The organism is Amycolatopsis sp. 2-15 (assembly GCF_030285625.1).
Taxonomy (GTDB): domain Bacteria; phylum Actinomycetota; class Actinomycetes; order Mycobacteriales; family Pseudonocardiaceae; genus Amycolatopsis; species Amycolatopsis carbonis.
In genome coordinates this window covers 1,555,193-1,567,645 of record NZ_CP127294.1, presented here as the reverse complement: position 1 = coordinate 1,567,645, position 12,453 = coordinate 1,555,193, and the positions used below count along the sequence as shown (strand labels likewise).

The window sequence follows — 12,453 nt, the reverse complement described above, 5'->3', positions numbered from 1 at the left end:
CGTGTCCGAGCTGCTCGTCTCCCGGATCTGCGGCCTGCCCGCCGGCGTGCTCGACGGTCTGCGTGCCCCGGAGACCGTCGCCCTGCTGGAGGAGGCCGAGTCCGCCGCCGCGCGCAAAACCGCGCTGGCGGAACCGGTTTGCGATGCGTTGCACGCCGTGATCGGCCGCGACGAGCTGTCGCGCGAGCAGCGGCGCGGGCTGATCCGGCTTCGTCGGAGCGTGTTCAACGACCGCTCCGACGAAGCCGGCGTCCGGCTCGCGCGGGAAGTGCTGGCCGCGGAGGAGGCGGACCGGCTCGGTGAGTGGTACCAGCTGCTGGTGCGCGAGCGTGAGCTGCTGGAGAAGGCGACGCGGGCGCTCGGCGCGGAGCTGGCTTCGGCGCAGCACGCCGTGGCTTCGGCCCTGCGCAGCCCGCACGTGCTGGCCGGGCTTGCGCTGGCGAGCCCGGAGTTCGTCACGGCGTTCACCGACCGTGCCGAGCTGGGCAAACCCGGGGGCCGGCTCAGCCGCAGCGCCGTGTCGTACCTCGTGCGGACCACCTTGAAGCCGAGCCCGTTCGGTGCGTTGACGACCGTCGGCGTCGGGGACTTCGGCGGGGCGGTCGACCCGGGCGCGGGGTGCCGGCTGGTGAGTTCCTCGCGCGTCGCGGCGCGGCTCGCGTATGCGGCGCTGGAAGACGACCCGGTCGTGGTGCCCAATGTGGACACTCGCCTCGTCGGCGCGGAGTGGCTGGCCGCGCTGCCCGTGCACCTGATGCGTCACGGCGTGTACTTCCGCGAGGACGAGGTCACGGCGCTCGCCGGGCCGGTGCCGCTCGACGCGCGGCCGCGGCGGCTGCGTGAGCTGGCCGCGGAGCTGGGCTGCGCCGTCGACGACGTGCGCCGGCTCGTGGACCAGGGGCTGCTGCTGGTGAGTCCGCCGTGGCGCCTGGACGAGCCCAGGCATTTCACCGCGTGGGGCCGTCCTTCGCTGGCCGAAGCGGAGAAGGTCGTGGCCGGCAGCGCGGACGGCCGGCGCCGGGCCGACGCCGTGCTCGCGTTGCGTGGCCGGTTGCGAACGGTGCTGGCGGAACGCGATCCGGCCCGAGTCGGCTGGCTCGACGGGCTGGGGCTGGTGCACGAAACCGTCGCGCACGGCCCGGAGCCGGAGACCGCGCCGCCCGCGTGGGTGGCGGGGGAGCTCGACCGGCTCGACGGCTTGTTGGGCGCGACCACGCGGCCGCGGGCCGGTTACTACGACCTGGTCAGGTTTTTCCTGCACCACTACGGCAATGGTGGTGTCGCGGACCTGGCGGAGTTCGCGTTCCGGGCGGTGCGGGACCTGGACCCGATGCTGTGGCTGTCGCGCTGTGCGGTGCCTGAGCCCGACGTACGCGACATCGCCGGGCCGAGCATCGGTCGTCCGGTGCACTCGGTGTTCTGGCAGGTCGCGGGCGAAAAGCTGGTGGTCAACCAGGTGCACCCGGGTTACCTCGGTGCCGTCTCGCGCTGGGCCGGCGTGCCCGGGCTGGCCGCGCGGGTCGAGGCGGCCGTGACTTCGTTGCACGAGAAGCGTTTCCCCGGTTGCGCGGTGTACCAGGTGACCGCGCACGCCGATTGGACGGACACGCAGCGGCCGGCCGTGCGTTCGGCGCCGTGGCTGTCGTGGGGTGCCGAACGGCCGTCGGCCGGGCCGCATGCCGTGTCGATCGACGGGTTCCGCGTGCGCCACGACCTGGCCACGGGGACGTTGGAGGTGCTCGACCCCGCCGGGCGGCCGGCCGCGTTGAGCTACCTCGGTGCCGTGCCCGCGCACCTGCTGCGCGGGGTGCCGCGGGTGCTGCAGCTGCTGTCGGATCCGTGGCTGTCGCTGGGCCCGTGGGCGCCGGTGGCAGACGCGGGGTTCCGCGAGCGTGTGACCGACGGGCGGCTGGTGCTGCGCCGCGCCCGCTGGACGCTGCCGGCGTCGGCGCTGCCCGACGTCGCCGGCGGACCCGACGTGGACTTCCTCCGCGCCGGCCGGATGTTCCTGGCCGAGCACGGTTTGCCCGAGCAGGTGTTCGTCCGCGGTCTGGCCGCGGGCGGGGTGCCGCAGGGCAAACCGCAGTGGCTCAGCTTCGCCCACCCGCTCGCGGCGTGGACGGCGTTGAAAGGCCTGGCCGGCGCGGAGGAGCTCGAACTCACGGAGGCCCTGCCCGCGGCCGGCGCGGGCGTCGGGCGCGTGACCGAGTTCCTGACGGTGGTGACCCATGCTTGAGACCTTGCTGCGACCCGACTGGCGCTACTGGCGCGTGTACGTCCCGGATCTGCCGTCCGTGACGCGGCTGCTGAACGAGGTGGTGCGGCCGGTGGTCGGCGGCCATCCGTTGCGTCGCTGGTTTTTCCTGCAGTACATGGACATGTCGGGCCTCCAGCTGCGCGTGCGGGTTCAGGCGTTCGCGGAGTCGGCCGCGCTGGTCGAAGCCGACCTGGACCGCCGCTTCGCCGAGCGCGGCACGGAAGTCGTGAAGCGCTGGTACGAGCCGGAGCTGGCGAAGTTCCGCGGCCCCGACGGCGTGGAGTTCGCCGAACGCGTGGCCCACCTGGGCAGCGACACCGCGCTGGAGCTGCTGCCCGGCCGCGCGTCCGTTCACCGCATCACGCAGGCCGCGGCCCACACGGCGGCGATCGTCGAGGGCCTGCCCGCCGACCAGCAGGTGAGCTTCCTGCACCAGTACGCCTGGTACTGGTCGGGCCGCGGCGCCCGCACCGTCGCCTGGCGCCCCGCGGCCGCCACCGCCCGCCCGGACGACCCGGCCGCCGTGCGCCAAGCGGGCCGCCTGTTCGAGAACGTGACGCGCGAACTGGCCACCGACCGCGTCGGCAAACCCCTGCGCCGCTACGCCGAGCGCTTTTGGACGGAGTACCGCGAATCGGCCCGGCGAGTTTCGCCGTATCGGGCGGCGTTCCAGCACGTCCACCTCATGAACAACCGGCTCGGCGCAGTTCCCGGAGAGGAGGCCCAAATCGCGCGGTTGTTGTGGGTGCAGCGATTGCGTAGCATCGGTAATTGATCGGGTAATCCGATAAAACAACAGTTGGGGAGAAATACCATGGACTCAGGCTCCAGCGGCGTTGCCGGCGGCATCGGCGACCCGGACGACGACCACCCGAACCCCGTCGGCGACGCCGTGGTCAGCGGCGTGCGCTCCGTCCTCAACAAACTCGGCCCGGCGGGCAAGAAAGCCGCCGACCAGCTGCCGAAGAAAAAGGACAAGTAAAGCCGCGATTATTCCGGCATCGTGACCGCGCACCGCGAGGGAAATACGCGTGAACAATGCGGTCACGCATTGACCCGCCACCGGCAGGGGCGCGGAGAGCGATCCTGCTGTCGCTCTCCGCGCCGGTCAGCCACTCACTTCGTGCGGGCCGCGATCCAATCCGCGATCACGTCCACGCGCGACGTCGTCTCGACGGTCGCGTGGGGGCAGTCCGGGCCGGTCGTCTCCACGGAGATGAGCTGGCCGCCGCTGCCGGAGGGCACGAAGTAGGGCGCGCCCGAGTCGTAGACGCAGGCGCTGGTCGTGGGGGAAGGCGCGACGCCGCGGACGCCGACGGTGGTGCTGCCCACGGAGGCGATCTGCACGGTGCCCTGCTGCAGCTTCGAGGACGGCACGGGGTTCTTCGCCGTGTGGCTGCCCCAGCCCGCGAGGGTGAGGCGCTGGCCGGCGGCCGGGATCAGGCGGTTCACGGTCAGCGGCGTGATGTCCGGGACCGCGCTGTCGAGCTGCACGAGCGCGACGTCGTTCTCCGCGGACTGCAGCACCTGCGTGGCCTTGCGGGTGACGCCCGCTTCCTTCGCTTCGTCGACCAGGCCGAGCGTGACGGTGGTCGGGTACGGCACCGGGCCGGACACGCGGTTGCGCTGCGCGTCGTGGAAGCAGTGGCCGGTCGTGAGGATCCACGTGGGCGCGATGAGGGAGCCTGAGCAGAAGCTCGTGTACGTGCTCCCGTCCGGGCGCGGGATGCTCGCCATGGTCAGCTTGGCGGTGAAGCCGTACTGGCCCGGGGCCACGTCGGACCCGTCGGCGACGGCCAGGGCCGGGCCGGCGGTGAGGAGGGGCAGGAGGGCTGCTGCGGTGAGTGCGGCGCGGACGCGCATTCTTTCCCTTCGTCGGGCCACCGGCGGAGCGCCGATGATCGACCCTCAACGCTATCCAGCTACTTCCGGGTCAGGAATTCCCTTGTCGGGCGAAAGAAAACGGGCCCCGCGACCTGTGCGCGGAGCCCGTCTTCTGGTATCTGGGCGTCAGTGAGTCTGCGACAGCACCCAGTCGGCGATCACATCGACGCGCGAGGTCGTCTCCAGCTGGTCGTGGGGGCAGTCGGGGCCTTCCGACTCGACGGCCACGATCCGGCCGCCGCGGCCCGAAGCCACGAAGTACGGCGCGCCCGAGTCGTAGAGGCAGGCACTGGTGTCCGCGGCCGGCGCGACGCCGTGGACGCCGAGGGTGGTGGCCGCGACCTCGCCGACCGCCACGGTGCCCTGCTGCAGCTTCATCGACGGCGCCGCGTCCACCGAGCTCAGCGCGCCCCAGCCGGCGAGCGTCAGCTTCTGCCCGACCGTCGGCGTCGCGCGGCTGACCTTCAGCGGCGTGATCCCACGGACCGGCTTGTCGAGCTTCGCCAGCGCGATGTCGCCTGCGCCGGCCTGGACCACGTCGGTGACCTGACGCGTCACGCCGAGCTTGCCGCGCTGCACGGTCGTGCCGAGCAGCACCGAAGTCGGGTACGGCACCGGGCCGGAGATCGGGTTGCGGTCCACGTCGTGGAAACAGTGCCCGGCGGTGAGGATCCACTGCGGCGCGACGAGGGCGCCGGAGCAGCCGCTGTCGTAGCGCGTGCCGTCGGGCCGCGGGATGTTCGTCATCGTGAGCTTCGCGGCGAACTCGAACCGGCCCTGCGGCACGTCGGATCCGTTGGCGACGGCCGACGCGGGCGCGGCGGTGGCGAGCGCGGCCCCGAGCGTGAGCAGAGCCGCGGAAAGAATCGCGCGAACGCGCATGTCATTCCCCCTGGTTACTGACACCGGCCCCCAGCCGGTGATCGACCCGCAGCCTAGCCAGCACCGGGGTTCACTCGAAAGTGTTCGGGCAACCGGGCTGCCCATAGGGCCGGCCCGGCTGCCCGGAAGCCGATCAGTTCACGCCGACGAGGTCGACGACGAAGATCAGCGTCTCGTGCGGCTTGATCACGCCGCCGGCGCCACGCTCGCCGTACGCGAGGTGCGGCGGGATCACCAGCTGGCGGCGGCCGCCGATTTTCATGCCGGCCACTCCCTGGTCCCAGCCGGGGATGACCTGGCCGGCGCCGAGCGCGAAGCGCAGCGGCTCGCCGCGGTTCCAGGACGCGTCGAACTCCGCACCGGTGGAGTGCGAGACGCCGACGTAGTGGACCGTCACTGCGTTGCCCGGCTGGGCCTCCGCGCCGTCACCGACGGTGAGGTCGGTGATCTCCAGTTCGGCGGGAGGGGGTCCGTCCGGGCGGTCGATTTCGGGCTTTTCCAAGGTCATGGCGCTCACCGTACCCAGCGGTGTCGCGCTGCGCCGATCGGACTAGGCCCAAAGAGGGGTTAAACGCGAATAGTCTTCACGCTTCATCTACCCGTCGGTAGCGTGCGCTGGGTCAGCCCTGGGGGAACCTCGTGGACGGGAGCTCCGGCATGCGACGACGCATCCGCACCCTGGCTGTTTCGGCCCTGGCCGTTGTCGCGGCGGGACTCGTGACAGCCGTCGGCGGCGCGCCACCGGCCTCGGCGGCCTTGCCCGGCAACGACTACTGCGCCGGCCAGTGCAACGACATCCTCCCGCCGGGGGAGAACGGCAGCGCGACGCTGGCGGAGATCCTCGGCAACAATGCGTTCGGCACGCAGCCCGCGCATGCCGACGACCAGCTCGGCAAGTACGCCGACCTCGCCGGCGGCTACAAGACGCTGACCACGGACACCATCGGCAAGTTCTTCAACGACTCCTCCTTCGGCGTCCCCGCCGACCAGGTCGCGAGCACACTGCAGCCGCGCTCCGACGTCACGATCACGCGCGACAAGGCCACCGGCGTCCCGCACATCCAGGGCGCCACGCGTTCCGGCACCGAGTTCGGCGCCGGCTACGCGGCCGCGCAGGACCGCTTGTGGCTCATGGACATCATGCGCCGCGTCGGCCGCGGCCAGCTGACCTCCTACGCCGGTGGCGCGCCCGCGAACCGCGAGCTCGAGCAGTCGTTCTTCGCCGCCGCGCCCTACACCGAGGCCGAGCTGCAGCACCAGATCGACGCCGCGGCCGCCAGCGGCCCGCGCGGCAAGCAGGGCCTGGCCGATTCGCAGGCCTACCTCGACGGGATCAACAAGTACATCACCGATTCCCACAACGGCCGTTACTTCCCCGGCGAGTACGTGCTCACCGGCCACGTCGACGCGATCACCAACGCCGGCACGATCGAACCGTTCAAGCTCACCGACCTCGTGGTGCTCGCGTCCGTGGTCGGCGCGCAGTTCGGCGCCGGCGGCGGCGGTGAGGTGCAGAACGCGATCGCGAAGCTCGCGTTGCAGGAGAAGTACGGCGTGGCCAAGGGCGAGCAGGTGTGGCAGAGCCTGCGCTCGGCCGACGACCCCGAAGCCGTGAAGACGCTGCACGACGGCCAGACCTTCGTCTACGGCATGACCCCGGCCGACCCGCAGGGCCTCGCGATGCCGGACAAGGGTTCGGTCACGCCGCAGCAGCTGGTGTACGACCAGGCCGGCTCGGCGGCCACCAACACGCCGGCGAAGGTCGACGTCAAGGCGCCGCAGGACCAGCAGGCCGCGAAAGGCATGTTCGACAACGGCGTGCTGCCCGGCGACATGCTGAGCGACAAACACGGCATGTCCAACGCGCTCGTCGTCTCGGGCAGCAAGACCGCCAGCGGTCACCCGGTCGCCGTGTTCGGCCCGCAGACCGGGTACTTCGCTCCGCAGCTGCTCCTGCTGCAGGAGCTTCAGGGCCCGGGCATCAGCGCGCGCGGCGCGTCGTTCGCCGGGATCTCGATGTACGTGCTGCTCGGCCGAGGCCAGGACTACTCGTGGAGCGCCACGACGTCGGCGCAGGACGTCATCGACACGTTCGCGCTGCCGCTGTGCGACCCGAGTGGCAAGCCGGCCACGAAGGACTCGAACTACTACCTCTACCAGGGCCAGTGCCTGCCGATGGATACCGTGGAGCGCAAGAACTCCTGGTCGCCGACGGTGGCCGACGGCACCGCCGCGGGTTCGTACACGCTGCGCAGCTATCGCACGAAGTACGGCCCGGTCGTCAGCCGCGCGACGATCGGCGGCAAGCCGGTGGCGTACGCGTCGCTGCGATCTTCGTACTTCCACGAGGTCGATTCGCTCATCGGCTTCCAGGAGTTCAACGACCCCGATTTCATCCACTCCGCGGCCGACTTCCAGCAGGCCGCGAGCGACGTCAACTTCACCTTCAACTGGTTCTACGCCGACTCCAAGGACGTCGCCTACTTCAACTCCGGCGCCAACCCGGTCCGCAATTCCACTGTGGACCCGATGATGCCGGTGTGGGGCGACCAGGGTTACGACTGGCAGGGCTGGAACCCCGACGGCAACAAGGCGAGCTACACACCGGCCTCGCAGCACCCGCAGTCGGTCAACCAGGACTACTACGTCAGCTGGAACAACGCACAGGCGAAGGGTTACGCCTCCGGTGGTGCCGACAAGTCGGCCGTGCACCGCGCCGACCTGCTCGACACCCGGGTGAAGGCGCTCATCACCAGCGGCACCAAGGTGACGCGCGTGAACCTCGCGCAGGCCATGGAGGACGCGGCACTGGCCGACCTGCGGGCCGAGGAGGTGCTGCCGCTGCTGCTGCAGGTGCTCGACAAGTCCCCGCTCACCGGCACGGCGGCCGACGCCGAGGCGAAGCTCAAGACGTGGCTGCAGCACGGCCATCAGCGCGTGGAGACTGTGTTGAACGGTCAACCGGGGAGCAAGACGTACAACGACGCCGACGCGATCCGGATCATGGACGCGTGGTGGCCGCTGCTCGTCACCGCGGAGTTCAAGCCCGCCCTTGGCGACGACGCCTTCACCGCGATGACGAACGTGCTGCAGATCAACGAAAGCCCGTCCGGGTTCCAGAACGAGCTGCCGGGCAAGCACGTCGGCCAGCCGCACCAGGGATCGTCGTACCAGCACGGCTGGTGGGGCTACGTCAGCAAGGACATCCGCACGGTGCTGGGCCGGCCCGTCGCCGGCCCGCTGGGCGCCACGTTCTGCGGCGGCGGTGACCTCACCGCCTGCCGCACCGCGCTGGTCGACTCGCTCACGGCGGCCGCGGCGCAGCCCGCCAACACCGTGTACCCGGGTGACGCCGACTGCTCCGCCGGCGACCAGTGGTGCGCCGACACCGTGATCCAGCGGCCGCTCGGCGGCATCACGCACGACAAGATCAGCACACAGAACCGGCCGACTTTCCAGCAGGTCGTGGAGTACCCGGCCCACCGCGGCGACAACGTCAGCAACCTCGCCGCGGGAAAGCCGGTGAGCGCCACGAGCGCCGAGACGGGCCTGTTCAGCTCGCCCGCGTCGAACGCCGTGGACGCCAACCCGAAGACGCGGTGGGCCAGCGACTGGAGCGACAACCAGTCGATCACCGTCGACCTCGGCTCGGTGCAGCAGGTCGCGCGGGTGGTGCTGTCGTGGGAAGCCGCGTACGCGAAGGGCTACCAGGTGCAGCTCTCGGCCGACGGCGAGAACTGGCGTGACGCGGCCGTGGTGACCGACGGCAACGGCGGCGCGGACAACGTGTCCTTTGCGCCGTCGGACGCCCGGTTCGTCCGAATGCAGGGCGTGCGGCGGGGGACCGGTTACGGCTACTCGCTGTACGAGTTCGAGGTCTACGCGCACTGAAAGACGTGGTCGGCTCATCGGCGCGGGTGAGCCGACCGCCACATCACGGCTGCCTGGCCGCGGTTGCGAAGTTACGGTGTTCTTTATGGACGACTGGACACCGCGCACGATCGCGATCGCGGCCGGGCGGCCGCACGGCCCCGGCGAGCCCCTGAACACCCCGATCGTGGCCACGAGCACGTTCGAAGCCGGTGGTGACTCCGTCTACGCGCGCTCCGACGGCACGGAGACCTGGCACGCGCTCGAAGAAGCGGTCGGCGCGCTGGAAGGCGGCCACGCCACCAGCTTCGGCTCCGGCGTCGCGACCCTGTCGGCCGTGCTCGACACGCTGCCGGTCGGCTCGTCCGTGGCGGTCCCGACGTTCAGCTACGCGGTGACGCGCGGTGCGATGCACCACGCGGAGAAAATGGGCCGCATCACCGTCACCGAGCTCGAACCCACCGACACGCAGGCGTGGGTCGACTGCGACGCCGACCTGCTGTGGCTCGAGTCGCCGACGAACCCGACGCTCGAAGTGATGGAGATCGAGACCATCGCGCGCGGCACTCGCGGCTGCGTCGTCGTGGACAACACCTTCGCGACGCCGTTGCACCAGCAGCCGCTGAAGCTGGGCGCGGACATCGTGGTGCACAGCGCGACGAAGCTCATCGGCGGGCACAGCGACCTGTTGCTGGGCATCACCGTCGCGGCCGACGAGACCATCGCGGCCGAGCTGCGCGGCGCGCGTACGCGGATCGGCTCGACGCCCGGCGCGCTCGAAGCGTGGCTCGCGTTGCGTGGCCTGCGCACGATGCCGGTGCGGCTCGCGGAGCAGACGAAAACGGCGGCGCTGCTGGCTTCCCGCTTGGCGGAACACCCGGCCGTCACGAAGGTGCGGTACCCCGGTTTCGGGATGATGGTGTCGTTCGAACTGGCCACGGCCGAAGCCGCCGACCAGGTGTGTTCCGCCGTTCGGCTGATCCGCGCGGCGACGAGCCTCGGCGGCGTGGAAAGCCTGGTGGAGCGGCGCGCGTGGCTGCCGGGCGAGGAGCGCGTGCCCGCCGGGTTGCTGCGCTTCAGCGTCGGCCTGGAGGACCCGGAAGACCTCTGGCGCGACCTCGTCACCGCGCTGGGCTGAATTCGGCCAACAATTCACGGGGATTCGCCGGCGGGCCGGAAACTGTTACAGTAAAGCCACGGTTCCGCCGGCTTTCGTGTGTACGGCCCGGCGTTGGCCCACTTCATCGCCGGCACTCGCGGGTTCGTTACCTCGGTTTACGGTGCTTTTAATCACCGTCGAAAACGTTTCGTGTTCACGCCGTTTCTCCGGCAGGATCAGCGGACGCGGTGGGGGTCACCGCGCTTTCTTCCAGGGAGAACAACACGTGAAGAAGACCCTGGGCAGACTCGCGGGCGCTGTGCTCGCAGGCGCCCTGATCAGCCTCGCCGTCACGCCCTCCGCACTCGCGCAGGAGGACAACGGCACCACGCCGGCCACGTCCGAGGTTGCCACTCCGCCCACTTCGGACACTCCGGTCACCGACGCGCCCGCGTCGGACACGCCGTCCTCGGACGCCCCGTCGTCGTCGGAGGCACCGTCCTCTTCGGACACCCCGCCGACGTCCAGCGGGCAGCCGACGGACACCAGCCAGCCGGGCGACCCTGGCAACCCGGGCAACCCGGGCAACACCGGTGAGCCGAGCGACTCGTCGACCCCGACCACGTCGGGCTCCGAAGAGACCTCCACGCCGGAGGAGCCGCCGTACGAGGACGACACCGCCTACGGGGTCGACTTCGACGGTGGCCAGGGCCTGTTCGTGATCGCGTGCGCCGCGGGCGAGCCGACCAACGTGTCCTCGAGCGACTTCGACCTGCTCGAAGGCCCGCACCAGGACGAGACCGACGGCCGCTACTGGGGCTGGCTCGTGCAGCGCCACGACGGCGTGTCGTTCGACGCCGGCAACGTGACCGCGACCTGGACCTGCGGTGGCGACGAGACCGGCAACCAGCCGGTGCCGCCGGCCGGTGGCGCGGGCGCCGGTTCCGCGGGCACGACCAACGGTGACGGCACCTCGCAGGTCAAGTACGCGCCCAAGGGCGGCGTCGAGACCGGCTTCGGCGGCATGGCCGCTTGATGGCGAAGAAGTACGGGCAGGGCGTCGCGATCGCAGGCGCCCTGCTCCTTTCCCTGACGCTGAGCGGTTGCGGTTCGGACGCCCCAGCGAAAGCCGCGAAGCCCGCCCCGGCAAGTACCTCGGTGCCGGTGACCAAGCCGTTCACCGGGCTTCGGCCGACGTCGGTGGAGATCCCGAAGATCGGCGCGAAGTCGTCGCTGATCACCGTGCTGCCCAACAAGGAGGGGCAGATCTCGGTGCCGTCGGTGAAGACGCCGATGCAGGCCGCGTGGTACCGCCTCTCGCCCGTACCGGGTGAGGTCGGCCCGGCGATCGTGCTGGGGCACGTCGACGGCAACCACCAGCCGGGCATCTTCTACAAGCTCAAGGACGTCAACCCCGGCGACGAGGTCGACATCGAGCGCAGCGACGGCAAGAAGCTGAAGTTCGTGGTGGACCACAAGGACGAAGTCCCCAAGGACACCTTCCCCACCCAGGCGGTCTTCGGCAACACCGACAAGCCGCAGCTGCGGCTGATCACGTGCGGTGGCGTGTTCGACCACGCCGAGCACAGCTACAAGGACAACATCGTCGTGTACGCGAACCTCGTCTCCTGAGGTTCCCCAACACGATCACGCAGCCCGGCGCCACAGGCGGCCGGGCTGCGGTCGTTTCCGGGCAGGTTCAGAGCAACTCAGAGCAACGGCGTGAGCAGCGCCCGCTGCTCCTCCGGCACGTACTCCGCGTAATTGTCATACAGCGCTCGCCGCGCCAGCCGCGCCGCCAGTTCGCCGTCGGCCGCGCGCACTGCTTCGAGCACCTCGGCGTGATGAGCCAACCACGACTGCATCAGCGCGGTCCGGTCGTGGGAATGCGAGAGCTTGTCCTCGATCAGTTCCAGCGCCACGCCGCGCACGACCTCGGCGCTCACCACCAGCAGCGGGTTGCGGGACGCGCGGGCGATCGTCTCGTGGAACGCGACGTCGGCGTGGCTGAACTGCGCGAACCCGTCCTCGGCGCCGGTGCGCATGGCCGCGAGTGCGGTGTCCAAAGCGGACAGATCGGCGTCCGTGCGCAGCTGCGCGGCCAGCAGGTGGGCCGAGCCGTCGAGCACCATCCGGAACTGCAGCAGTTCCGCCAGCCCGACGTGCTCGGCGCGGGCGAGCCGGTGCATCGAGCGGTGCAACGCCGCCGGTGACGCGGCCAGCACCTCGGGGCCGCGCGGGTCACCGGGCCGCGACCGGATCAGCTCGGCCGCCTGCAGCACGCGCAACGCTTCCCGCACCGTCGAGCGGCCGACGCCGAACTGGGTCATGAGCTCGCGTTCGCCGGGCAGGCGCTCACCGGGTTTGAGGCGGCCGCTGACCACGGCCTCCTCGATCTGCTCCACGATCCGCTCGTAGGCGCGGATCGGGGCCACCGGCTCGAACTTCATCCCTTGACCTC

General features: G+C 70.7%; 11 protein-coding genes. 7 read left to right on the top strand and 4 right to left on the bottom strand.

What is annotated here, in order from left to right; all coding sequences use genetic code 11:
- Window position 1: 1 nt before the first annotated feature.
- From QRX50_RS07780 to QRX50_RS07770, 3 genes are read left to right on the top strand one after another with little or no spacing between them, the layout of a single operon-like run.
- Window positions 2–2,236 carry a lantibiotic dehydratase family protein gene (locus QRX50_RS07780; protein WP_285971283.1) on the top strand — a complete coding sequence of 745 codons (2,235 nt, stop codon included), beginning with the start codon at window positions 2–4 and terminating at the stop codon, window positions 2,234–2,236.
- Window positions 2,229–3,032, top strand: a complete 804-nt coding sequence (locus tag QRX50_RS07775; RefSeq protein WP_285971282.1) for a thiopeptide-type bacteriocin biosynthesis protein — start codon at window positions 2,229–2,231, stop codon at window positions 3,030–3,032. Before QRX50_RS07780 ends, QRX50_RS07775 begins: the two co-directional genes overlap by 8 nt.
- A 39-nt stretch (window positions 3,033–3,071) precedes the next feature.
- Window positions 3,072–3,239 carry a hypothetical protein gene (locus QRX50_RS07770; protein ID WP_285971281.1) on the top strand — a complete coding sequence of 56 codons (168 nt, stop codon included), beginning with the start codon at window positions 3,072–3,074 and terminating at the stop codon, window positions 3,237–3,239.
- A gap of 134 nt (window positions 3,240–3,373) precedes the next feature.
- On the opposite strand, the gene QRX50_RS07765 is transcribed toward QRX50_RS07770, so the two are convergent.
- From QRX50_RS07765 to QRX50_RS07755, 3 genes are all read right to left on the bottom strand, one after another.
- Window positions 3,374–4,120: a S1 family peptidase gene (locus QRX50_RS07765; RefSeq protein WP_285971280.1), complete on the bottom strand. Its 747-nt coding sequence runs from the start codon at window positions 4,118–4,120 to the stop codon at window positions 3,374–3,376.
- Window positions 4,121–4,267: 147 nt separating this feature from the next.
- On the bottom strand, window positions 4,268–5,023 hold the full coding sequence (locus QRX50_RS07760) for a S1 family peptidase (RefSeq protein ID WP_285971279.1): 756 nt from the start codon (window positions 5,021–5,023) through the stop codon (window positions 4,268–4,270).
- 133 nt (window positions 5,024–5,156) lie between these two features.
- On the bottom strand, window positions 5,157–5,531 hold the full coding sequence (locus QRX50_RS07755) for an FKBP-type peptidyl-prolyl cis-trans isomerase (RefSeq protein WP_285971278.1): 375 nt from the start codon (window positions 5,529–5,531) through the stop codon (window positions 5,157–5,159).
- Between the two features lie 149 nt (window positions 5,532–5,680).
- Here QRX50_RS07755 and QRX50_RS07750 point away from each other — a divergent pair, with 149 nt between their 5' ends.
- From QRX50_RS07750 to QRX50_RS07735, 4 genes are all read left to right on the top strand, one after another.
- On the top strand, window positions 5,681–8,914 hold the full coding sequence (locus QRX50_RS07750; RefSeq protein WP_285971277.1) for a penicillin acylase family protein: 3,234 nt from the start codon (window positions 5,681–5,683) through the stop codon (window positions 8,912–8,914).
- Window positions 8,915–8,999: 85 nt separating this feature from the next.
- A complete protein-coding gene (locus QRX50_RS07745) occupies window positions 9,000–10,031 on the top strand; it encodes a trans-sulfuration enzyme family protein (RefSeq protein WP_285971276.1) in 1,032 nt (343 codons plus the stop codon).
- 247 nt (window positions 10,032–10,278) lie between these two features.
- A complete protein-coding gene (locus tag QRX50_RS07740) occupies window positions 10,279–11,028 on the top strand; it encodes a hypothetical protein (protein ID WP_285971275.1) in 750 nt (249 codons plus the stop codon).
- The gene (locus QRX50_RS07735) at window positions 11,028–11,624 is read left to right on the top strand and encodes a class F sortase (protein WP_285971274.1); all 597 of its coding nucleotides are present in this window, start codon (window positions 11,028–11,030) and stop codon (window positions 11,622–11,624) included. The genes QRX50_RS07740 and QRX50_RS07735 overlap by 1 nt, the downstream gene beginning before the upstream one ends.
- Window positions 11,625–11,701: 77 nt before the next feature.
- Here the strand turns inward: QRX50_RS07735 and QRX50_RS07730 are convergent, their stop codons facing one another.
- Window positions 11,702–12,442 carry a FadR/GntR family transcriptional regulator gene (locus QRX50_RS07730; RefSeq protein ID WP_285971273.1) on the bottom strand — a complete coding sequence of 247 codons (741 nt, stop codon included), beginning with the start codon at window positions 12,440–12,442 and terminating at the stop codon, window positions 11,702–11,704.
- Window positions 12,443–12,453: the final 11 nt, after the last annotated feature.